At 69.6% G+C, this 22,041-nt stretch carries 22 protein-coding genes and 1 pseudogene; 10 read left to right on the top strand and 13 right to left on the bottom strand.

The window, feature by feature from the left end; all coding sequences use genetic code 11:
* The first annotated feature begins 10 nt into the window (after positions 1-10).
* Positions 11-529, top strand: a complete 519-nt coding sequence (locus OQ968_RS13470; protein ID WP_324678524.1) for a PH domain-containing protein — start codon at positions 11-13, stop codon at positions 527-529.
* Here OQ968_RS13470 and OQ968_RS13465 read toward each other — a convergent pair.
* Positions 484-1,146: a GtrA family protein gene (locus OQ968_RS13465; protein WP_324678522.1), complete on the bottom strand. Its 663-nt coding sequence runs from the start codon at positions 1,144-1,146 to the stop codon at positions 484-486. The genes OQ968_RS13470 and OQ968_RS13465 overlap by 46 nt on opposite strands.
* A 98-nt stretch (positions 1,147-1,244) precedes the next feature.
* On the opposite strand from OQ968_RS13465, the gene OQ968_RS13460 reads away from it, so the two are divergent.
* Genes OQ968_RS13460 through OQ968_RS13450 form a run of 3 tightly spaced genes read left to right on the top strand, consistent with a single transcriptional unit; the run spans position 1,245 to position 4,218 of the window.
* Entirely contained in the window at positions 1,245-2,462 is a 1,218-nt protein-coding gene (locus OQ968_RS13460) for a 5-(carboxyamino)imidazole ribonucleotide synthase (protein ID WP_324678520.1), read from the top strand.
* A 52-nt stretch (positions 2,463-2,514) separates the two neighbouring features.
* Positions 2,515-3,027: a 5-(carboxyamino)imidazole ribonucleotide mutase gene (gene purE / locus OQ968_RS13455; RefSeq protein WP_324678518.1), complete on the top strand. Its 513-nt coding sequence runs from the start codon at positions 2,515-2,517 to the stop codon at positions 3,025-3,027.
* Between the two features lie 21 nt (positions 3,028-3,048).
* Positions 3,049-4,218, top strand: coding sequence for an acyl-CoA dehydrogenase (locus OQ968_RS13450; RefSeq protein ID WP_324678516.1), 1,170 nt, complete (start codon positions 3,049-3,051; stop codon positions 4,216-4,218).
* Here OQ968_RS13450 and OQ968_RS13445 read toward each other — a convergent pair.
* Both OQ968_RS13445 and OQ968_RS13440 read right to left on the bottom strand, forming a co-directional pair.
* A complete protein-coding gene (locus OQ968_RS13445; protein ID WP_324678514.1) occupies positions 4,182-5,408 on the bottom strand; it encodes a CoA transferase in 1,227 nt (408 codons plus the stop codon). The two genes, OQ968_RS13450 and OQ968_RS13445, sit on opposite strands and share 37 nt — an antisense overlap.
* Before the next feature lie 14 nt (positions 5,409-5,422).
* Entirely contained in the window at positions 5,423-6,343 is a 921-nt protein-coding gene (locus OQ968_RS13440) for a class I SAM-dependent methyltransferase (RefSeq protein ID WP_324678512.1), read from the bottom strand.
* 110 nt (positions 6,344-6,453) lie between these two features.
* Between OQ968_RS13440 and OQ968_RS13435 the strand changes: the two genes are divergently transcribed.
* Positions 6,454-7,113: a cation transporter gene (locus OQ968_RS13435; RefSeq protein ID WP_324678510.1), complete on the top strand. Its 660-nt coding sequence runs from the start codon at positions 6,454-6,456 to the stop codon at positions 7,111-7,113.
* Positions 7,114-7,185: 72 nt separating this feature from the next.
* Here OQ968_RS13435 and ctpC read toward each other — a convergent pair whose 3' ends face one another.
* The 4 genes from ctpC to OQ968_RS13415 form a co-directional block, all read right to left on the bottom strand.
* Positions 7,186-9,294: a manganese-exporting P-type ATPase CtpC gene (gene ctpC, locus OQ968_RS13430; RefSeq protein ID WP_324678655.1), complete on the bottom strand. Its 2,109-nt coding sequence runs from the start codon at positions 9,292-9,294 to the stop codon at positions 7,186-7,188.
* A gap of 58 nt (positions 9,295-9,352) precedes the next feature.
* Positions 9,353-9,634, bottom strand: a complete 282-nt coding sequence (locus OQ968_RS13425) for a DUF1490 family protein (protein WP_324678508.1) — start codon at positions 9,632-9,634, stop codon at positions 9,353-9,355.
* A 100-nt stretch (positions 9,635-9,734) separates the two neighbouring features.
* Positions 9,735-10,433, bottom strand: a complete 699-nt coding sequence (locus OQ968_RS13420; RefSeq protein WP_324678652.1) for a TIGR03089 family protein — start codon at positions 10,431-10,433, stop codon at positions 9,735-9,737.
* 59 nt (positions 10,434-10,492) lie between these two features.
* Positions 10,493-11,962, bottom strand: coding sequence for an LCP family protein (locus OQ968_RS13415; protein WP_324678506.1), 1,470 nt, complete (start codon positions 11,960-11,962; stop codon positions 10,493-10,495).
* Positions 11,963-12,039: 77 nt separating this feature from the next.
* Between OQ968_RS13415 and rfbD the strand changes: the two genes are divergently transcribed.
* The 3 genes from rfbD to OQ968_RS13400 are packed head-to-tail and all read left to right on the top strand — an operon-like array spanning position 12,040 to position 14,936.
* Complete coding sequence (gene rfbD, locus OQ968_RS13410) at positions 12,040-12,957, top strand: dTDP-4-dehydrorhamnose reductase (protein ID WP_324678504.1); 918 nt, start codon at positions 12,040-12,042, stop codon at positions 12,955-12,957.
* A complete protein-coding gene (locus OQ968_RS13405; protein WP_324678502.1) occupies positions 12,950-13,843 on the top strand; it encodes a glycosyltransferase family 2 protein in 894 nt (297 codons plus the stop codon). Before rfbD ends, OQ968_RS13405 begins: the two co-directional genes overlap by 8 nt.
* A 16-nt stretch (positions 13,844-13,859) precedes the next feature.
* Positions 13,860-14,936, top strand: coding sequence for a sugar phosphate nucleotidyltransferase (locus tag OQ968_RS13400; protein WP_420715904.1), 1,077 nt, complete (start codon positions 13,860-13,862; stop codon positions 14,934-14,936).
* A 10-nt stretch (positions 14,937-14,946) separates the two neighbouring features.
* Here the strand turns inward: OQ968_RS13400 and OQ968_RS13395 are convergent, their stop codons facing one another.
* The 5 genes and pseudogenes from OQ968_RS13395 to cofD all read right to left on the bottom strand — a co-directional run bounded on the left by OQ968_RS13395 (position 14,947) and on the right by cofD (position 20,251).
* Entirely contained in the window at positions 14,947-15,480 is a 534-nt protein-coding gene (locus tag OQ968_RS13395) for an NUDIX hydrolase (protein WP_324678497.1), read from the bottom strand.
* Positions 15,481-15,499: 19 nt separating this feature from the next.
* Positions 15,500-17,141 (bottom strand): annotated as a pseudogene (locus tag OQ968_RS13390) (Eco57I restriction-modification methylase domain-containing protein).
* 19 nt (positions 17,142-17,160) lie between these two features.
* The gene (locus tag OQ968_RS13385; protein WP_324678494.1) at positions 17,161-17,844 is read right to left on the bottom strand and encodes a hypothetical protein; all 684 of its coding nucleotides are present in this window, start codon (positions 17,842-17,844) and stop codon (positions 17,161-17,163) included.
* Between the two features lie 56 nt (positions 17,845-17,900).
* On the bottom strand, positions 17,901-19,259 hold the full coding sequence (locus OQ968_RS13380; RefSeq protein WP_324678492.1) for a coenzyme F420-0:L-glutamate ligase: 1,359 nt from the start codon (positions 19,257-19,259) through the stop codon (positions 17,901-17,903).
* A complete protein-coding gene (gene cofD, locus OQ968_RS13375; RefSeq protein ID WP_324678490.1) occupies positions 19,256-20,251 on the bottom strand; it encodes a 2-phospho-L-lactate transferase in 996 nt (331 codons plus the stop codon). Before cofD ends, OQ968_RS13380 begins: the two co-directional genes overlap by 4 nt.
* Positions 20,252-20,629: 378 nt before the next feature.
* On the opposite strand from cofD, the gene OQ968_RS13370 reads away from it, so the two are divergent.
* On the top strand, positions 20,630-20,965 hold the full coding sequence (locus OQ968_RS13370; protein ID WP_324678651.1) for a WhiB family transcriptional regulator: 336 nt from the start codon (positions 20,630-20,632) through the stop codon (positions 20,963-20,965).
* 9 nt (positions 20,966-20,974) lie between these two features.
* Here the strand turns inward: OQ968_RS13370 and OQ968_RS13365 are convergent, their stop codons facing one another.
* Complete coding sequence (locus OQ968_RS13365; protein WP_324678649.1) at positions 20,975-21,397, bottom strand: metallopeptidase family protein; 423 nt, start codon at positions 21,395-21,397, stop codon at positions 20,975-20,977.
* A 179-nt stretch (positions 21,398-21,576) separates the two neighbouring features.
* On the opposite strand from OQ968_RS13365, the gene OQ968_RS13360 reads away from it, so the two are divergent.
* Entirely contained in the window at positions 21,577-22,017 is a 441-nt protein-coding gene (locus tag OQ968_RS13360; protein ID WP_324678488.1) for a DUF3499 domain-containing protein, read from the top strand.
* The last annotated feature ends 24 nt before the right edge of the window (positions 22,018-22,041 follow it).

Below are 22,041 nucleotides of genomic sequence, written 5' to 3'. Positions count from 1 at the left end.
CTTCGCGACCATGAGCTACCCGGACAACGCCCTGGCCGCCGGCGAACAGGTCGTCATACACCGCCACCCGCACTGGAAGCGCTTGATCTGGCCGGTCGCGGTCCTCATCGGAGCGACCGCGCTTGCGGCGTTCGGGTCGGGCTACCTCAACTCCACGCACTGGGAGCAGCTGGCGAAGAACATCATCCACGGCGTCATCTGGGGGATCTGGCTGGTGATCGTCGGCTGGCTGACGCTGTGGCCGTTCTTGACTTGGCTGACAACACATTTCGTCGTCACCAACCGGCGGGTGATGTTTCGGCACGGGGTGTTGACCCGCAGCGGGATCGACATCCCGCTGGCGCGGATCAACAGCGTGGAGTTCCGGGACAAGCTTTTCGAGCGGATGTTTCGGACCGGGACGCTGATCATCGAGTCGGCGTCACAGGATCCGTTGGAGTTCTACAACATTCCGCGGCTGCGCGAGGTGCACGCGCTGCTGTATCACGAAGTCTTCGACACCCTGGGTTCCGAGGAATCGCCGAGCTGACCCAGCCGGGCGGCCCGGCGGTTGCGCCACGCGCGCAGCAGGGTGACGTTGCCCCCTTCGATCTCGTCCTCGAGCATCTCGGCGATGCCGCCGGCGGTGAGGACGGACTCCAGCGCCTTGTCGGGGCTGCGCGCGAACTCGTCGGGGAACACCCAGCGCCGGAACGCCCAGAACCGGAACGCCATCTGCAGCAGGTTGCCGATGATGTAGGCCGAGATGAAGTCGGCGACGTTCTCCACCGTCAGCGAGACCGTCGGCACCCGCAGCTGCAGGACGTAGCTGGAGATCCACAGCGGGGCCATGGACAGCAGCACGCCCACGCCGCTGAACGCGAAGAACAGCAGCGCCTCGTGGTGGCGCTCGCGCCCGCCGCGGTCGCGGAAGCTCCACTCCCGGTTCAGCACGTAGGACGCGATGACGGCGACGATGCCGGCGATGACCTTGGCGGTCACCGGCTTGGGCTCGAGGATGGTCAGCTTGAGGGTGTAGAAAATCGCCGAGTCGATGATGAACGTGGTGCCACCGACGATGGCGAATTTGATCAGTTCATGATGGCGCTGCGCAAACGGCTGAACGATCCCGGGCAAGCGCGCGATTGTGGCTTCGGCGAAGGACACAACTCGCCAGTGTACGGGCGGACGCGAAATCGACGCAAAATGGTACCTAACGATTCTGTGTCACGGCCGGTCAACACACCGCCGGGGGCCATGACACCATGATGGCCGTGCCCGGTTCACGCAGCCCGCTGGCAGCCCCCCTGGTCGCCATGGTCGGCGGCGGTCAGCTCGCCCGGATGACCCATCAGGCCGCGATCGCGCTGGGGCAGACGCTGCGGGTGCTGGCCACCTCCGCCGACGAGTCCGCCGCACAGGTCACGGCCGACGTGGTGATCGGCTCGCACACCGACCTGGACGATGTGCGCCGGGTCGCCGAGGGCGCCACGGTGCTGACCTTCGACCACGAGCACGTCCCGACTGGCCTGCTGGAGAAGCTGGTCGCCGAGGGCGTCAACGTGGCGCCGCCGCCGCAGGCCCTGGTGCACGCGCAGGACAAGCTCGTGATGCGGCGGCGGCTGGAGGAGCTGGGCGCCCCGGTGCCGCGCTACGCGGAGATCCGGAGCGTCGACGAGCTCGACGCCTTCGCGCGCCGCATGGCCGGCCCGGTGGTCGTGAAGGCGGTCCGCGGCGGCTACGACGGGCGCGGGGTGCGGATGGCCCGCGACCCGTCGCACGCCCGCGAGATCGCGGCCGCCTTCCTCGACGATGGCGTGCCGGTGATGGCCGAGGAGCAGGTGAACCTGCGCCGCGAACTGTCGGCGCTGGTGGCCCGCTCGCCGTTCGGCCAGGGCGCCGCGTGGCCGGTCGTGGAGACCGTGCAGCGCGACGGGATCTGCGTGCAGGTGATCGCGCCCGCGCCGCGGCTGCCCGAGGAGGTGGCGGCGGCAGCGCAGCGGCTGGCGCTGCGGTTGGCCGACGAGCTCGGCGTCGTCGGCGTGCTCGCGGTCGAGCTGTTCGAGACCACCGACGGCGCGCTGCTGGTCAACGAGCTGGCGATGCGGCCGCACAACTCCGGGCACTGGACCATGGACGGGTCCCGCACCGGCCAGTTCGAGCAGCACCTGCGCGCGGTGCTGGACTATCCGCTCGGCGACACCGACGCCATCGCGCCGGTCACCGTGATGGCCAACGTGCTGGGCGCCGCACAGCCGCCGGCGATGACCGTCGACGAGCGGCTGCACCACCTGTTCGCCCGGATGCCCGACGCCCGGGTGCACCTGTACGGCAAGGAGGAGAGGCCCGGGCGCAAGGTCGGCCACGTCAACTTCCTGGGCGCCGATATGGCCGACCTGGCGAAGCTGTGTGAACGCGCCGAGGCGGCGGCACACTGGTTGTCACACGGAGAGTGGACGGACGGATGGGATCCGCATGACTAAACAGGTCCGGCGACGACGATGCAGAGCGAAGCGATGAGGAGGAGTGCCGCAGATGACTGATCCCCGCGTCGCGGTGATCATGGGCAGCGACAGCGACTGGTCGGTGATGGCCGACGCCGCGGCGGCGTTGGCCGAGTTCGACATCCCGGCCGAGGTGCGGGTGGTCTCGGCGCATCGCACCCCGGCGGAGATGCTCGACTACGCCCGCGGCGCGGCCGACCGCGGCATCGAGGTGATCATCGCCGGCGCCGGCGGCGCCGCCCACCTGCCGGGGATGGTCGCGGCCGCGACGCCGCTGCCGGTGATCGGCGTCCCGGTGCCCCTGGCGCGGCTGGACGGCCTCGACTCCCTGCTGTCGATCGTGCAGATGCCGGCGGGCGTCCCGGTCGCGACGGTCTCCATCGGCGGCGCCCGCAACGCGGGCCTGCTGGCCGTGCGCATGCTCGGCTCGTCGGACCCGCGGCTGCGCGCGCGGATCGTCGCCTTTCAGCAGGAGCTCGCGGAGAGCGTGCGCGCCAAGGATGCGGCCCTGCAGGAGCGCCAGGCTAAGGTTACCGGCGAGTAGCGCGCAGACTAGGAGGCCAAGATGGCTCGGTGGGCCGGAGACCCCGCGTTCGACCTGTTCCAATTGCCCGAGGAGCACCAGGAATTGCGGGCCACGATTCGGGCGCTGGCCGAAAGGGAGATCGCCCCGCACGCCGCCGACGTGGACGAGAATTCCCGCTTTCCGCAGGAGGCCCTCGACGCGCTGAACGCGTCCGGGTTCAACGCCGTCCACATTCCCGAGGAGTACGGCGGCCAGGGCGCGGACGCCGTCGCGGCATGCATCGTGATCGAGGAGGTGGCCCGCGTCGACGGATCCGCCTCGCTGATCCCCGCGGTGAACAAGCTGGGCACCATGGGCCTGATCCTGCAGGGTTCCGAGGAGCTGAAGAAGCAGGTGTTGCCGTCGCTGGCCACCGAGGGCGCGATGGCCTCCTACGCGTTGAGCGAGCGCGAGGCCGGCAGCGACGCGGCGTCGATGCGGACCCGGGCCAAGGCCGACGGCGACGACTGGATCCTCAACGGCACCAAGTGCTGGATCACCAACGGCGGCAAGTCGACCTGGTACACCGTGATGGCGGTGACCGACCCGGACAAGGGCCCCAACGGCATCTCGGCGTTCATGGTGCACAAGGACGACGAGGGGTTCAGCTTCGGCCCGAAGGAAAAGAAGATGGGCATCAAGGGCTCGCCCACCACCGAGTTGTACTTCGAGAACTGCCGCATCCCCGGCGATCGGATCATCGGCGAACCGGGCACCGGCTTCAAGACCGCGCTGCAGACCCTCGACCACACCCGGCCCACCGTCGGTGCGCAGGCCGTGGGCCTCGCGCAGGGCGCGGTGGACGCCGCCGTGGCCTACACCAAGGACCGCAAGCAGTTCGGCAAGTCGATCTCGGAGTTCCAGGGCGTGCAGTTCGAGCTGGCCGACATGGCGATGAAGGTCGAGGCGGCCCGGCTGATGGTGTACACCGCCGCCGCCCGCGCCGAACGCGGCGAGCCCAACCTCGGATTCATCTCCGCGGCGGCGAAGTGCTTCGCCTCCGACACCGCCATGGACGTGACGGAGGCAGCCGTGCAACTGTTCGGCGGCGCCGGCTACACCACCGACTTCCCGGTCGAGCGGATGATGCGCGACGCCAAGATCACCCAGATCTACGAGGGCACCAACCAGATTCAGCGGGTGGTGATGTCGCGGGCGCTGCTGCGCTGACCCTCTTCCGGTGCGCTGAGGAACATGTCGTTGTGCGCGCCCGGGGCGGGCGGGGGATCGGTGTTCACGGCGTCGAAGCTGGAGTAGCGCGCCGGGGTGCGGATGATGGTGACGGCGTCGTCACCGCTGCCGACGGTCAGCGCCAGGTCGTTCTCGGCGAACAGCGGGGTGTCGACGACCTGCTTCCAGGTGTAGGCGAGGCAGGCCATGAGGCCGCCCTCGTGCAGCAGCTCGACCCATTCCGCGGCGGTCTTGGCGGCCAGCGCCGACTCGAGTTCCTCGGTCAGCTCCGGGTAGTTGAGCGCCCGCGCGCGCTGGTCGACGAACCGCGCGTCGTCCAGCAGATCGGGCCGGCCGATGATCTGGCACAGCTTGGCCCAGTGCTTGGGCACGTAGGCGGACAGGACGAGGTACCCGTCGGACGCGCGGAACGCGTCCGACGGCTGGGTGGCAAAGCCAACTCCCTTGCGCTTCTTGGTCTTTGGCTCTGTGTCCGGCTTCTTGGCCGCATCGCTGGGCTTGTTCAGGTGCATCGTCAGCTGGTTGGCCTGCAGCCCCACCGCGACGTCGTACATCGCGACCCGGACGACGTCGGCCACCCCGTGGCGCTCGCGGTTGAGCAGCGCGGCCAGCACCGCCTCGGCCAGCACGTGACCGCTGGCGTTGTCGACGAGCTGGAAGGGGATGATCTGCGGTTTGCCCGTCGGCGTGGGCATCCCGGTGGTCATGCCGGCCTCGGCAGCGACCATCAGGTCGACGCCCGGGCGGGTGCCGTGCGGGCCGTTGCCGCCGAACGCGCTCAGCCGCGCATAGATCAGCCTGGGGTTGCGCGATTGTAAGTCGTTGGGCCCCAACCCCATTCGCTCCATGATGCCGGGGCGAAACCCCTCCAGCACGACGTCGGCGGTGTCGGCCAGGCGCAGTATCTGTTGCTTGGCGTCTTCGTCGGTCAGGTCCACCGTCACCGACTTCTTGCCGCGGTTGTTCGGCAGGAAGTACGTGGCCAACGGCGGGCGCCCGGGCAGGACCGCGGTGATCTGCCGGGCGGCCTCGCCGCCGGGCGCCTCGATTTTGATGACCTCCGCGCCCAGGTCGGCCAGCACCTGCCCGGCTAGGGGCCCGGCCACGTTCTGGGTGAAATCGAGCACCCGGAATCCGTCAAGTGGCTTGGCGGGCTTGCTGTTTGGCATTTGCGTACCGCTCCTTAAGGCTTGTGCAGCACCGCGGTGCAGTAGTAGTTCTTGGAAAAGGGCGCACCCTCGTCGGTGGACTGCAACGGTAGCCCGTTGTCGGCCAGCAACTGATTCAGCGTCGTGCGCACCGGATCCCAGCCGCGCCCGGCCAGATAGGTGGCGACGTCGTTGCGTTCGCCGGGGAAGCCCAGGTCGCCAAGCGCGATGTCGAGGCCGTTCTCCCGCCACTTCTCGCACGCGGCGTTCAACGCGTCCCCGCTGACCCCCGTGTTCCAGAACACCTCGGCCACCAGCCGGCTGCCGTCGGCGCTGAGTTCGGTGATCTGATCCAGCAGCCGGTCCTGCGCCGCGCCCGGCAGGAAGCCGAGCAGGCCCTCGGCGGCCCAGGCGGCGGGCCGGGCGGTGTCGAACCCGGCGCGCCGCAGCGCCGCCGGCCAGTCGTGGCGCAAGTCGATCGACACGTTTCGCAGCTCGGCGGTGGGCTCGGCGCCGAGCCCGGCGATGGTGGCGGTCTTGAACGCGATGACGTCGGGCTGGTCGACCTCGAACACCGTGGTGCCGGACGCCCACGGCAGCCGGTACGCCCGCGCGTCCAGACCCGAAGCCAGGATGACGACCTGGCGGATGGCCGGGTCTTCCCGGGCGCCCGACTCGGCGAAGAACGCGTCGATGTAGGGCGTGCGGGCGGCCATCATGTCGGTCATGCGCTGCATGCCCCACGGGGCGCCGGGAACGTCGACGTCCGCAGAGTCGAGTTCGCCGACGGCCCACCGGGTGAAGAAGTCGATGCCCACGGCGCGCACCAGCGGTTCGGCGAACCGATCGTCGATCAGCGCGGCCCGGGTGGCCCGGGCCCGTCCCGACGCGACCATGGTGGCCGTGGCGCCCACGCTGGTCGCCAGGTCCCAGGTGTCGTTGTCGGTGCGCGCCATCCCGTGGTCCTCCCGTGGTCCGTGCGTGGCTGGTTAGCCAGAATAACGATACGGTCTCCGGCCGGTTCGTCGTCCCGCGCCCGAGCCCGTCGGCGCCTTAGCATCGCGGAATGGAGACCACGACCTCGATCGCCGAATTGGCGCGCCCGGCGCCGGTCTTCCCGGATGCCGGGTGGCAGGCGAGCGCCCGGTGGGCGCGGCGGCTGGCGTGGGTCGGCCTGGTGGTGGTGCTCGTCGAGGGCGGCGTCGGGTTGTGGCAGGGCCTGTTGGTCGGATCCATCGCGCTGACGGGGTGGGCGCTCGGCGGTGGTGCAGAGGCGTTGGCCAGCGCGGTGGTCATTTGGCGGTTCAGCGGCACGCGCACCCTGTCCGAGACGGCCGAGCGCCGCGCCCAGCGCGGGGTGGCGGTGTCGTTCTGGCTGACCGCCCCCTACGTCGCCGCCGAGTCCGTTCGCGATCTCACCGACGGGCATCACGCCCAGGCTTCGGTGATCGGCATCGCGCTGACCGCCGTCGGCTTCTTGCTGATGCCAGTCCTGGGCTGGGCCAACCACAGGCTGGGCGCGCGGCTGCACTCCGGGGCCACCGAGGGGGAGGGCACCCAGAACTACCTGTGTGCCGCCCAGGCCGGCGGCGTGCTGATCGGCCTTGTGATCACGGCGCTTTCGTCGAGCAACTGGTGGTTCGACCCCGCGGTCGGGCTCGCCATTGCCGGCATCGCGGTGTGGCAGGGCGTGCAGTCCTGGCGTGGCCGCGACTGCGGCTGCTGAAGGATTGCCGAGCAGACGCAAAAGCACCCAATTCGAGCCGATTTCGGGTGCCTTTGCGTCTGCTCGGCAGGCTCAGTCCAGGCGGTAGCGGATCAGCCGGGAGCTGTTGGCCACCACCGCGACCGACGACGCGTTGTGCAGGATCGCGGCCAGCACCGGGGAGAGCGCGCCGCCCGCGCCGATGACCAGCCCGGCGGCGTTGACGGCGATGGACATGCCATAGTTCTCGCGGATCACGTCGACCGCCCGCGAGCCCAGGTCGCGCACGTCGAGCAGGCGATGCAGGTCGTCGTTGGCCAGGGCCACGTCGGCGGTTTCGACGGCGACGTCGGTGCCGGCCAGTCCCATGGCGATCCCGATGTCGGCGGCCGCCAGCGCCGGCGCGTCGTTGATGCCGTCGCCGACCATGCCGACGACGTAGCCCGCGTCCTGCAGTTCGCGCACCACCTCGAGCTTGTCCTCCGGCATCACCTCGGCGCGCCACTCGTCGATCCCCAGCTCGCCCGCGACCACCTGGGCGATGTCGGGGTGATCCCCGGTGAGCATGACGATGCGGCGAATCCCGTTGGCCCGCAACTCCTTCAGCACCTCGACCGCCTCGGGCCGCACCTCGTCGCGCAGGCTGATCAGCCCCACCAGCGTGCCGTCCACCGCCAGCAGCAGCGGGGTCTCCGCCTGGCGCCGCAGCCTGTCCACCCACTCCGACGCCTTCTTCGACACCCGCACCTTCTCGGCCCGCAGCAGCCCCGGGCTGCCCAGCAGCAGGGTTCGGCCGTCGGCCCAGGTCCGCATGCCCAGGCCCACCAGCACCTCGCACTCCTCGTGCGGCGGGATGGTGATGTGGCGCTCCTCGGTCGAGCGGATCACCGCCTCGGCCAGCGGGTGGCGCGAGTGGATCTCCGAGCTGGCCGCGTACGCCAGCACCTGCTCGGGAACCCAATCCTTGTGCATGGCAACGATATTGGTGACAATGGGACGCCCGACCGTCAGCGTCCCGGTCTTGTCGAACACGATCGCGTCCACCCGGCCGGCCTGCTCCAGGTGGGATCCGCCCTTGATGAGGATGCCGCGGCGCGCCCCGTTGCCGATCGCGGCGCTGATGGCGGTGGGGGTGGCCAGGCCGACCGCGCAGGGGCACGCGACCAGCAGCATCGTCATCGCGCGGCGGACGTCGCCGGTGATGGCCAGGGTGATCGCCGAAACGATGAACGAGGTGGGAACGAAACGGCGCGAGAAGGTTTCGCCGACCGTCTGGATGGGCGCCCGGTCGTGCTGGGCCTCCTCGACCCGGGCGATGATGCGGCCGATGGTGGTTTGGTTGCCGACGGCCTGCGCGCGGACCACGACGCGCCCGCGCACCACCACCGACCCGGCGTGCACGCGCGAGCCCACCAGGACGCTGACCGGCAGCGTCTCGCCGGTGATCGCGGACTGGTCGACGACCGCCTCGCCGTCGACCACCTCGCCGTCCACCGGTATCGCGACGTGGTCGTGGACCACCACCTCGTCGCCGATCTCGACGCTGTCGATCGGCACCTGGATCTCGGTGCCCCGCTGCGGGCCGTCGACGAGCCGGATCCACGCCGTGTCCTGGCTGCCGCGGAGCAAATCGGAGATGGCCCGCCGGGTCCGGCGCAGGGTCAGATCCTGAAGGTACTCACCGATGTTGAGCAGCCACAGCACGGTCAGCGCGACCACGTTCTCGCGCAGGATCAGGCTCGCCACGGTCGCCGCGGAGACCAGCGCGTCGGTGCCGGCCCGACCGGAGCGCAGCGAGCGCAGCGCGCCGCGCAGGAACGGATAGCCGGTGAAGACGGTGACGCCGGTGGCCACCACCCGCCCGCTCGGGCCCAGCAGCGGCGGCCGGGCGAACACGTAGCGGCGCATGCCGAGCAGGGCCAGCGCCGCGCCGCCGATGACCATGCGGAGCACGTCGGCATTGCGGATCTCCGACGAGTGCGGTGCGCGGGCCGGGATCAGCTGGGCCGCAACGTGTTTCGCGTCTGCGATCACCGTCAGGAGCGCGGCGCGGTCGCATCGCCTGGGCGAGTACCACACGACGACCGACCCGGTGCGCGGGTAGGCGTGCACGGCGCGCACGCCGTTCTGCTTGGCGACGGCCTCTTCGACCGCGACGGCGCGCCGCGAGTCGCCGCGGACCCACCCGGCCGACACCCGCATGCGCCCGGCCGCATCCGAAATCACCGCCAGGGCAGGGTCATTCGACGGTATCAAGCGATCAGTGCTCGTGCTCGTGTGCGTCGCCGACCGACGGGGTGGGCGCCTCCTCGCCGACGCGCTCGCGGGCCTCGGCCATGACGTCGGCGAGCTTCAGCCGGGCCGACTCCGCGGCCTCCTCCGCCTTGCGGGTGCCGCGCAGCCCCAGCTCGGCCGCCGACACCGCGGTCTCGTGCAGCGGCGCCTTGGCCAGGGCCTTGCGCAGCGCCTCGTAGGCCGTCACGCCGACCAGCCCGGTGAACACCGTGCCGGCCGCCTTTGCGAATAGCCCGTACCCCGCCATCGCCCGAATCCTCCTGTCGTCGCCGCGTCAGCCCATGCTCGCACGACATTAACATCTATGTATTGCTATATCAATATGTATGTCCCGGCGGGAGCGCCGCTCACAAGACCCTGGTGACCTTCTCGGTCTCGATCCTGCGCTGCGGCGCCTCCGGATCGGGATTGGCCACCTGCACCAGCGACCCGCCGACGGCCAGGATGGCCAGCAGGCCGTCGACCAACTCCCGGGGCCCGGGCCACGCCGCGCTGGACAGCACGCGATCTTGAGACGTCAAACCCCTTGCTGCCGCGGAACTCTCACAGTCGGCCAGGACCTCCGCGGCGGAGCGGCCGGCCAGGGCGGGCCCGGGATTGCGCTCGGCGACGATCTGGTCGCCGTGCACCCGCACCGCGGTCGCGTAGTCGGTGACGCCGATCGGCAGGTCGGGCGCCGGGCGCCCGAACGGGTCCAGCGACAGCACCGCGACCTCACCGCCGGGCTGCACCGCCGCGTCGGCCTCGTCCAGCCGCTCGACGGTGCACAGCGCCACATCGGCCGGGTCCGCCGCGTCATCAAGGTCACCGCCCAGCACGGCCTCGGCGCCGATCCACCACACCCCGAACAGGACCGCCGCCGTCTGCCAGTGCGCGGGCAGCAGGATCGCGACCCGGCTGGCCGGGCCCGCGCCGAGCTCGTCGCGCAACAGGTTGCCGGTCTTGGCGGCCCAGTTCGCCAGCGTCACAGCGGACAGCTCGATGCGTTCGCCGGTGGCGTCGTCGTAGTAGGTGATGCGCGGGCCGACTGGGTCGGCGCGCAACATCGGGTCCAGGATCAGCCCGGACAGCGTTGATTCAGGCACCGGTCGGTCAGTTTATGCGGTCAGTTTATGCACTCCGGCTTGTCGGAGCCGGCGGTGAGGATCGGCGAGGGCGCCGGGACGTTCGGGTCGGCGGTGGCGGCCTGGTCGGACAGCTTGGCGGGCATGATGGTCCCGCTGCCGGACAGCCCGGAACCCGGACCGGTGTAGTCGTTGGCCAGCACCACCTTGACCGATCCCGGCGCCAGCGAGGGATCGGCGACGACGGGCAGCCCGCCGAGCTCCTTGGCGACCTGCTGGGCGCCCAGGTCGTCGGTCTTGGCGGCCCGCACCTGGCTGCTCTTCACGTGGCCGCCGTCGTTGTTGCCCACGGCTCCGGTGGCAAAGCCCTTGGCGCTCAACACATCCGACACCGCCGCCGCCAGCCCGTTGATGTCGGTGTCGTTGACGACGCTGGCGGTGGTCTTGGCGGGCGTGTACGCGAGTTCCTCGGTCTTGCCCTGCGCCTGATCGTGCAGCAGGCTGGCCACCCAGTCGGCGACCTGGTGCGGATCCACCCGCACCACGCTCTGCATGCCGTCATCGCTCCAGCCGGCGCCGTCGAGCACCGGGATGGTGGCGAAGGCGACGTTGCCGCCGGCCAGCTTTTGCATCTGCTGGACGAAATCCATGACGTCCCAACCCGAGGAGATCACCACCGAGCGCTGCACGGCGGCCTCCAGCCGCTTCAGCGTGGCCGGGCTGGACAGCGTCTTGCCGGAGATGACCCGGTGGGCCAGCGAGGCCATCACCACCTGCTGGCGCACCACCCGGTCCAGGTCGCCGCGCGGCAGCTCGTGGCGCTGGCGCACGAAGCTGAGCGCCTGCGGGCCGTCCAGCCGCTGCTGGCCGGCCGGAAAGTCGGCGCCCGAAAGCGGTTCGTACACGGGCTCTTTGAGGCAGACGTCGACGCCGCCGAGCGCGTCGGTGATCAACGCGAAGCCCAGCAGCCCGATCTCGGCGTAGTGGTCGACGGTGACCCCGGTCAGGTCGGCGACGGTCTTGATCAGCGCCTCGCGGCCGGCCTCGGTGCCCTGCGCGGCGGCGTCGGCGGCGGAAGCGCCGGCCTTGACGAGGCTGGTCCGCTTGGCCTCGCGGGTCTGGCCGTAGACGCCGTTGATCTTGGTCTTGCCCAGCCCGGGGGCGGCGACGTAGGAGTCGCGGGGGATCGAGATCGCGGTGGCCGACTTCCCGTTGTTCGGTATCCGGATCAGGATGATGGTGTCGGTGTTGGTGGCCTCCTCGTCGCCGGCGCGCAGCGTTTCGAGTTCCTCGGGGGACAGCGGGTTGCCGTGCGCGTCGGTGCGGCTGTCGAGGCCGACGAGCAGGATGTCGATCGCGCCGTCGTCGCCGCCCTTGCCCAGCGAGGGGGCGGACATGTGGAAGATGCCGTCCTCGAAGGACCGAACGTTGTTCCATGCGACGCCGGTGCCGATGACGACGGCGACGGCCATGGCGGTGGCAAGCGCGCGAACCACACGTTGCACAGGCATCACATTAGGTTACTTGCGACACACCCGCTTCTCGGGTAGCCGGCCGCGGCGCGCCCGGCGCGTGCCAGACTCGAAGCATGTCGGGCAGGTCAGGAAGGCTAGTCATCACCGGGGCCGGCGGGCAGCTCGGCAGCCGGTTAGCGGCCGCGGCCGCCGGTCAGGGCCGTGACGTGCTGGCCCTGAACTCGTCGCAGTGGGACATCACCGACCCGGCCGCGGCCGAGCGGATCGTGCACGAGGGCGACGTGGTGCTGAATTGCGCGGCCTACACCGACGTCGACGGCGCCGAGAGCGCCGAGGATGCCGCCTATGCGGTCAACGCCGCCGGCCCCGAAAACATCGCCCGTGCCTGCGCCCGCGCCGGTGCCCGGCTGATCCACGTCTCGACCGACTACGTGTTCGGCGGCGACTCCGCCCCGGCCGCCGACGCGCTCCGCCCCTACGAACCCAGCGATCCCACCGCGCCGCAGGGGGTGTACGCCCGCAGCAAGCTGGCCGGGGAACGCGCCGCGCTGGCGGTGCTGCCGGAGGCGGTCGTGGTGCGCACCGCCTGGGTCTACACCGGCACGGGCAAGGACTTCGTCGCGGCCATGCGCGGGCGGGCCGCCGGGGACGGCCCCGTCGACGTCGTCGACGACCAGGTCGGCTCGCCGACCTACGTCGGCGACCTGGCCGCCGCGCTGCTGCAGGTCGTCGACGACCGCGTGCCCGGGCCCGTCCTGCACGCCGCCAACGAGGGCGCGGTATCCCGATTCGAGCAAGCCCGCGCGGTGTTCGAGGAATGCGGGGCCGATCCGGCGCGGGTCCGGCCCGTCAGCAGCGCGCAATTTCCGCGGCCGGCGCCGCGGCCGAGCTACTCGGCCCTGTCCGGCCGGGAGTCGGCGGCGGCGGGCCTGCGGCCGTTAAGGCACTGGCGCGCAGGGCTTGTCGCCGCGCTGGCGGCCGCTGGGCGGAACGCCCCGACCGATCGACCGATACTCTCTACGCGTGACTGACGTCCTGCCGGTCGTGACGGTGACCTACTCGCCGGGCCCGCACCTGGAGCGGTTCCTGGCCTCGCTGTCGCTGGCCACCGAGCGCCCGGTCAGCGTCGTGCTCGCCGACAACGGCTCCACCGACGGAACGCCGCAGGCGGCCGTCGAGCGCTATCCGAACGTGCGGCTGTTCGACACCGGCGCCAACCTCGGCTACGGGACCGCGGTGAACCGGGCCATCGCCCACCTTGACGAGGTCGGCCAACCCTGGGTCGATGACTGGGTGATCGTGGCCAACCCCGACGTGCAGTGGGGACCCGGCAGCATCGACGCGCTGCTGGACGCCGCCACCCGCTGGCCGCGCGCGGGCGCGCTGGGTCCGCTCATCCGGGACCCGGACGGCTCGGTGTATCCGTCGGCCCGGCACCTGCCCAGCCTCATCCGCGGCGGCATGCACGCCGTGCTCGGGCCCGTCTGGAAGCGCAACCCGTGGACGGCCGCCTACCGCCAGGAGCGGCTCGAGCCCACCGAGCGCTCGGTGGGCTGGCTGTCGGGATCGTGCCTGCTGGTGCGCCGGTCGGCGTTCGAGCGGGTCGGTGGCTTCGATGAGCGCTACTTCATGTATATGGAGGACGTCGACCTCGGCGACCGTCTCGGCAGGGCCGGCTGGCAAAGCGTGTACGTGCCGTCGGCCGAGGTCCTGCACCACAAGGGCCACTCCACCGGCCACGATCCGGCCAGCCACCTGGCGGCCCATCACCAGAGCACCTACATTTTCCTGGCCGACCGGTATTCGGGTCGGTTGCGGGCCCCGCTGCGCTGGACCCTGCGGGGGTCGCTGGCGGTTCGCTCCCGGCTGATGGTGCGCAGTTCCCGCAGACGGCGGATGGCAGAAGGGCGGCACTGAGTTGGCTAACCCGTTGATGGACCGTCAAATCGACGCGGTGGTGCTGGTCGGCGGCAAGGGCACCCGGCTGCGGCCGCTGACCCTGTCGGCGCCCAAGCCGATGCTGCCGACCGCCGGACTGCCGTTCCTCACCCACCTGTTGTCGCGGATCGCGGCCGCGGGCATCGAGCACGTCATCCTGGGCACGTCGTATCAGGCCGCGGTGTTCGAGGCGGAGTTCGGCGACGGCTCCAAGCTGGGCCTGCAGATCGACTACGTGACCGAGGAGCGGCCCCTGGGCACCGGCGGCGCGATCGCCAACGTCGCCGGCCGGCTGCGGCACGACACCGTGATGGTGTTCAACGGCGACGTGCTCTCCGGCGCCGACCTGGGCCAGCTGCTGGATTCGCACCGGAGCAACCGCGCCGACGTCACCCTGCACCTGGTGCGGGTGGGCGACCCGCGGGCCTACGGCTGTGTGACCACCGACGAGCAGGACCGGGTCGTCGCGTTCATCGAGAAGACGGAGGACCCGCCGACCGACCAGATCAACGCGGGCACTTATGTCTTCGAGCGCAACATCATCGACCGGATTCCGCGCGGCCGCGAGGTCTCGGTCGAACGGGAGGTATTCCCCGCGCTGCTGGCCGACCCGGACGTCAAGGTCTGCGGCTACGTCGACGCCACGTACTGGCGGGACATGGGCACGCCGGAGGACTTCGTGCGGGGATCGGCGGACCTGGTGCGCGGCATCGCCCCGTCGCCGGCCCTGCACGGCCACCGCGGCGAGCAGCTGGTGCACGACGGCGCGGCGGTGTCCCCCGGCGCGGTGCTGATCGGCGGCACGGTTGTGGGGCGCGGCGCCGAGATCGGACCCGGTGTGCGGCTGGACGGCGCCGTGATCTTCGACGGCGTCAAGGTCGAGGCCGGCAGCGTGATCGAGCGCTCGATCATCGGCTTCGGTGCGCGCATCGGTCCGCGGGCGCTGATCCGCGACGGCGTGATCGGCGACGGCGCCGACATCGGCGCGCGCTGCGAATTGCTGCGTGGCGCAAGGGTATGGCCGGGAATCTCCATTCCCGACGGCGGGATTCGCTACTCCTCGGACGTCTGACTCGCGTGCACTAACGAAGCGCTCGGGAAACGAGGTAGGCGAGCGCGTCGTCGGTGCCGTCGGGCAGGGCGTCGACGGGCCACCACCGTAGGTCCTCCGACTCGTCGCTGATCGCGATCCGCGCGCCGGCCGGCGCGCGCGCCACGAATTGCAGGTCCAGGTGCCGCGTCGGCACGCCCAGCGAGCACACGACCGGGTGCACATGCACCGCGGCCAGCACTGGCGCGAGGCGCAGGCCCTCGATGCCGGATTCCTCGGTGGCCTCGCGCAGCGCCGCGGTCACGACGTCGGGGTCGTCCTCGTCGCAGTGCCCGCCGAGTTGCACCCAGCGGCCGAGGCGCCGGTGCAAGGTCAGCAGGACGTTGGTGCCGTCGTCGTCGAGCACCAACGTCGACGCGGTGACGTGGCCGGCCGCGCAGTCGCGACGGCAGGCGTCGGGGCGGCCGTGCACGAACGCGAGCACGGCGTGCCGCAGCGCGTCCTGCGCCGGATCGGGCGCCTGCCAGTCGGTGAGAATCGCGATCGCCGAGTCGCGAAGATTCATATTGCAGGAGGCTCAAGGCTTAGATTAGGGCGCGTCGGGAGCCTCGCTTTGTTCGACGATCGCGAAGAGTGACCCAGGCTTCGCGGCATTGGTTAACAAGGTTTGGCGACAACCCTAGTCTGTCAATCAGAACATGGCGGTCCACTAGCTCGAGCGCTTTCTCGATTTCGTTTGCCTTCAGCAAGAGATCAACGTTCCCAGACAGTTCTGGATCCGCGCATTCTGGGTGGGGAATCGGTAGTTGTTCGGCCTCACGGGGTTCCAGCTCCAAAATGCCGCCTCCGTAGCTTCGGCCCATTACCTCAGCGAAGGCGAAGGTAGCGCTGTTGTGAAACACCGTGGCAAGAGCAGTCGCGTCGGTATTTGGGGCAAGCCGGACCCGATGCACGGTATCGGTGCTTGTTGCCGCGGCGGCGTTCACGGTCAGACGCGGCGCCAGGTGAATCTGGCGGAGCATGAATAGCTCAGGAACCCACAGTGATGGCGTGGTCCACCAAGGCTTGCGGATGGAGCACTTGTAACCGGTGTGGACGCCAGCGGCTTCGCCAGCGTCTATGTGTGCGACAAGAGCAGGATCCCTTGGTTCGTTGGGCGCGTTGAGCAACCATGTTCGGTGCTGGCCTGCGAGATCGCGTGCGCGACACTCGGTGTCGTATACCAGCCCGGACAGTTGGGTACTGCGCGAGACGAGCGGGACACAATGCGCCGTCAACCCGAGCTCGTGAGCTTGCCCATCGGTAAAGGTAAAGAAGCTGTTACGGCCCGTCACGATCCCAACGTCGACGTCGGCTATGTGTCCAAGCCGACTCATTGCATCTGACTGTTTGAGCGTTCGCAGCAGCTGGATTTGATCGGTTTCCAGAAAATACTTGGTCCACTTCTCTTTCTCGTGCAGTAGCGCTGGAGCCGACTCAACTTCAAGATCCGCCGCTGTCAAAGTGGCCAGTCTGTCGGCATCGGTTAGATGGACTGTGCGTATGCGCGCCGGGCCCGCGCCGACGACACCACAGAACAGAACAACTTCTTGCAGGATGCCGTCGAAGACTAGTCGCTCGAACGTTAGCAGTGTGATTTCGCGAAATCGGCTGAGCAGGAACTCGCGCAACTGTCCGGCATAGGTGACCTGAAGCAATTCGGCAGGAAGCACCAATCCGACGCGTCCACCGTCCCGCACTAAAACTGTGCTGGCCACCACGAAGGGGACCCATGCATTGGTCAGCCTGCTGGGGCGCAGGCCCTCACGCCTCATCAGTTCTAGAGCTGGATCTCGCTGCTCGGGTACCCAGTTGCCGAAGCGAATATAGGGCGGGTTTCCCGCGACGCCGTCCCAGCTTGCAGCCTTGGCCTTAGCTAGCCAAGTGAACAGGTTGTCCGTGTCAACTGGGGCGAACTTGCGTGACTTCGCAGCCTCGTGCGCGACGAGTTCCACGCCATGAACTTGACCACTAACTGCGGCTAGCTCCCGCAGAATCCGACCATCGCCACAGGACGGTTCCAAGATCCGACAACCGGAATCGCGAACCCACCTTGCAAGGAAACGGGCCACCGCAGAGGGGGTGTAGTAACCGCCGCGAACCTTGTCAGCCGAAACCGCGGCCTTGCCCGCGAACGTCTTCATGAAGACAAGTATCGGGGGAGGTACTGACATAGTTGGTGACCATGCGCAGGGCGCGTCGACTTTTACGTCGCGTGAGGCGGCAGACCCTGGAAACGGTCGTGATACGACCGATACATGTCATCACTGAACCGCTCGATCCTCAGGGGGCTTTGTGGGTCAGGCAAGTGGGGGTCAATCTGACCCGTCGCAGGATCCCAAGAGATTAGGCCCATTGCCTCTGCTCGATGATTCGGCTCGTCGACAAGTTGTCGGCCACCCAGCCGGGACAGAGTTCCGACGATCGCATTCGTTCGAGGCCCGGGTGCCAGACAGGGCATAGGAATCGCAACTATAAAACCTACGACTGCGCTGGGGAACCTGCTGTGTACTGTGGTTGCCTCTGTCGCGAGGTCGTTGACCATGTTTTGCCAGTTCTTCCCAACGCTTTCGTGGTCATTCAGGGTCTTGCTGTCGAACGCGATCCGCACTCCGTCAGGTCGGTAGCCCACATCGAAGTTCTGAGGCCGGACGCCGCCGACTATTCGCACGGGACCCACTTCCACACAGTCGGGCTCAGAAGGCTGGAGTTGGTTCGCGGCGGGCACCACCAATGGAATGTTCCCGAGCATCACGGAGAGGGCATGGCCGACGGCTGCGTCTATCAGCATGCCGAAGTCCATTCCATCTTTCTTTGAGAACTTCGAGCCGCCGAGCCACTTTTGGCCAAAGGTTGCGAACTGATCAATGGGCAGGTCAATCGCTGTCATTGGTTGCAAGGCTGCCACGTATGCGCAGCGTAGTCCGTAACCTCCGGGTTGACAGTTCACTTGCGGATCAACAAATCCCCGGCGTCGGCCGGTTCGCGCAGGCCGGCCGGTTCGGCGGGGTAGCCGATCGCGATGGCGCCCAACGGCTCCCAGTCGGGCGGCAGCTGCAGCTCGGCGCGGACCAGGTCGGCGGCGAAGATCGTCGAGCCGATCCAGCAGCTGCCCAGCCCGCGCACCGCCAGCCCGACCAGCAGCGCCTGCACGGCCGCCCCGACGGCGACGGTGAACATGGTGTGCTCGGCGTCGGTGCGCGCGGCGTCGGGATAGCTGTGCGCGCCGTCGGGGACCAGCATCGGCATGACGACCTCGGGTGCGTCGTAGAGGATCTGGCCGCGCGCCACCCGGCGCTCTATCGACTCCGCGGGCCGGCCGTCGCCGGCGAGGTCCGCGCGCCACTTGTCCCTCATCGCGTCCAGCAGCCGGGTCCGGGTGGCCGGCGTCTGCAGCCATACGAACCGCACCGGCCGGGTGTGGTGCGGGGCCGGCGCGGTGAGGGCCTCCGCGACGGCCGCCTCGACCAGCTCCGGCGGCACCGGCTCGGCGCTGAACCGGCGCACCGATCTGCGCGACAGCTGCGCCTGCCGGCGGCCCAGCTCGAGGGCCTCGGCGGTGCCGAGCCAGAACAGGTCCTCGTCGCCGGGCCGCAGCAGCTGCCGGGCGGTCGAGCCGTCGTCGGTGACCACCCGCCTGGCGAGCCCGCGCACCACGGCCACCGGTGTGGCGGTCAGTTTGCCCTTGACCAGATCGGCGGCCGCGGCGATCTCGTCGGCGACCGCGACCTCGGTGACCACCAGCTCGTTGCCGTGCCGGTCGACGGCCCCCGAATAGCCTTGCAGCACAGCCACACCCGCCGCGCCGACGGCCGCGTCGATCTGGCCGTTGCGCCAGGCGCGGCCCATCGTGTCGGTGATGACCACGCCGACGTCGACGCCGAGCCGCTCGCGCAGGCCGGCGCGCAGCGCGGCGGCGCTGGCATCCGGGTCCACCGGCAGCAGCGCGAGCTCGTCGGCGCCGACGTTGGAGCCGTCCACGCCCGCGGCGGCCTGGACCAGCCCCAGCCGGTTCTCGGTGATCAGGGTCCGGCCCTTGCGGGCCAGCACCCGGACCGCCTCGTCGTCGACGAGCTTGCGCCGCAGCCGATCGCGCTCCTCGGCGTCGCGCGGCGCGGGCACCAGCCGCCCCTCGCACTTGGACACCACCTTGCTGGTGACCACCGCGACGTCGCCGTCGCGCAGCCAGGGCGCGGCGGCGGCCAGCGCCGCGCTCAGGTCGTCCCCGGGCCGGAACTCCGGAAGCCCCGCGACGGGCAGGATCTCGATCGCGGCGGCGCTGCCGTGCTCGGCGGGCGCGGTCACGCCGCCACGCCCGCGAGGTCCAGCCCCGCGGCGACCATCTCGGCCGTCGCCTTCGGGTCGCTCATCAACAGCGGCACCGAGCGCACGGCGACCCCGTCGATGTCGGCGTGATCGCCCTCGTGCACCAGCCAGCAGTCCAGGATCCCGGTGTCGCTGCGCGCCCCGTAGTGCCGGCCGACCGCCTCGGCGGTGGATTCGACCCCGATCACCGACAGGCACGCATCGGCCATGCCGCGCAACGGCTTTCCACCGATGATCGGCGAATAGCCGACCACCGGGGCGGCGGCTCCCCGCAGCGCGCCGCGGATGCCCGGGACGGCCAGGATGGCGCCGACGCTGACCACCGGGTTGGACGGCGCCAGCAGGAGGACGTCGGCCTCGCCGATCGCCGCCACCGCTTCGGTTGTGGCGCCGGCCTTTTCGGCGCCGACGAAGGCGAAGCTGTGGGTGGGCACCTTCGCCCGGTAGCGCACCCACCACTCCTGGAAGTGGATGGCCCGACGGCTGTCGTCGGCCGGATCGGTGATCACCACGTGTGTCTCGCAACGGTCGTCGGTGGCCGGCAGCAGCCGGGCGCCGGGCTGCCAGCGGTCGCACAGCGCCGTGGTGATCTGCGACAGCGGGTAGCCGGCCTGCAGCATCTGGGTGCGCACCAGGTGGGTGGCCAGGTCGCGGTCGCCGAGCTGGAACCAGTCCGGCTGCACACCGTAACGCGCCAATTCCTCTTTGGCATGCCAGGTTTCGTCGCGGTGGCCCCAACCCCGTTCTGGATCGACGCCTCCACCTAAGGTATACATGCAGGTGTCCAAATCGGGGCAGACACGCAAACCGTGGATCCACGCGTCATCGCCGACGTTGACGACGGCAGTCAGCTCGTGGGCCTGAGCATCCGGGCGCCCTTGCGACTGGAACTGACCCAGCCCGAGCAGCTGCTGGACCCCGAGCAGGAACCGGGCGCCGCCGACCCCGCCGACCAGCACGGTGACCTTCACACCGCACGACAGTACCGGCCGGCGAGGGGGGCCCGGCCGCACGCCTGACGGGCGGCAGCGGGGCGCATTTCGAACGACCGCAATGGGGGGTTTTACTTGGCTGTGACCGACACGCCGAGAGCCGATAACAACAGAAACGCCGAAATTTGATCACGAGATGGTATGGAAATGCGCCAAAGTGCTTGACCCGGCTGGTCAACCCGTGTCTAATCACATCAGTGTCATTTCCCGGTTGGCCGGCCGGTTCCGGTGTCGCAGACCGAGATTCGATCACTTGTTCGAATTGTCTGTACATCAGAACAGTGGAAAAAAATCACTCTCTCAATATCAACCTGAGGAGGCGGACGACGCATGTCTTTTGAACACCTTCGGGGCGTTATGGCAAGCACACCGCACACCAGTATTGGTGCGACGCCGGCGCCAATTGCGCGCCCGCATCTGACCGTGGTTCCCGATGCGCCAGTCGCATTCGAACCCGAACCCCTGCCGCCCACCCCGGACCAATGGCAGGACCGCGCGCTGTGCGCGCAAACCGATCCCGAGGCCTTCTTCCCCGAGAAGGGTGGTTCCACCCGCGAGGCCAAGAAGATCTGCCTGGGTTGCGAGGTTCGTCACGAGTGCCTGGAATACGCCCTGGCGCATGACGAACGCTTCGGCATCTGGGGCGGTCTTTCCGAGCGCGAGCGCCGCCGCCTCAAGCGCGGCATCATCTGAGCTACCGGCTCATTCGTCGTCGATCGTCGGGTCGATGACCGAAGGTTCCACGTCCAGATAGATGGCCACCTGAGCCACCAGGATTTCGTGCAACAACTCGCCGAGTTCGACGGTGTCCTTCGCCCGTCTCTCGATTGGCTTGCGGAACAACACAATTCGCGCCCTCGTGGCGTTGCCGCGGACGTCCACCCCCGCCGGTATCAAGCGGGCCAGGGCGATCGGCCCGTCGGCGATGACCTCCGGCGGCCACTGCACACTCTCCGGATCCTTCGCGGTGATGCGCGGGATTTCGTCGACGGCCACGTCGAGCTCGGACACCCGCTCGTGCCAGCGCCGCTCGATCGGTTCGTATGCCTCCAGCACCGCCATGTCGAACCGCTCGGCCCGGCTGCGCCAACCCGGCACCGTCGGCGGCAGCAGCGGCCCGCGCATGTCGCGGCCCCGCCGGGTGGCCCGGTGTGAAGCCCAGCGGCCCCGACCGTTTCGCGGCGAACCGCGCGAATCGCCACGGGAATTGTTCACCGGCCCGATGGTAACGGTTGAACATCGGGGGTCGAACCGTTGCGCGTGTCCGGCGCTTCGGCGGCGTTTGTCCACGATAGCCTTTCGTCGTGAACGTTCCCCGTCGCTGTTGCCGGCCCGGGTGTCCGCACTACGCCGTGGCGACCTTGACGTTCGTCTACTCGGACTCGACGGCCGTGGTGGGCCCGCTCGCCACCGCGCGCGAACCGCATTCGTGGGACCTGTGCGTCGGCCATGCCGGCCGGATCACCGCGCCCCGCGGCTGGGACCTGGTGCGCCACGCCGGGCCGCTGCCCAACCCCGACGAGGACGACCTGGTGGCGCTGGCCGACGCGGTGCGCGAGGGCCCGGGCGGCGCGGGGCAGGCCCACCGCGGCGGCACCGGCACGCCGCTGAACGGCTTCTCCGCCGACATGCACCCCGCCGGGGCCCAGGCCACCGCGCCGAGCGGCGGGCTGCTCGCCCCGCCCGAGCATCGCTCCGGACGCCGCCGCGGGCATCTGCGGGTGCTGCCCGACCCGGCCGACTAGCACCGCTGCGAACCCTGTGCACCG

Source organism: Mycobacterium sp. 663a-19 (assembly GCF_035616495.1).
In the GTDB taxonomy this organism is placed as follows: Bacteria; Actinomycetota; Actinomycetes; order Mycobacteriales; family Mycobacteriaceae; genus Mycobacterium.
The sequence above is the reverse complement of the archived record's forward strand: the minus strand, read 5'-3'. Positions and strand labels throughout refer to the sequence as shown.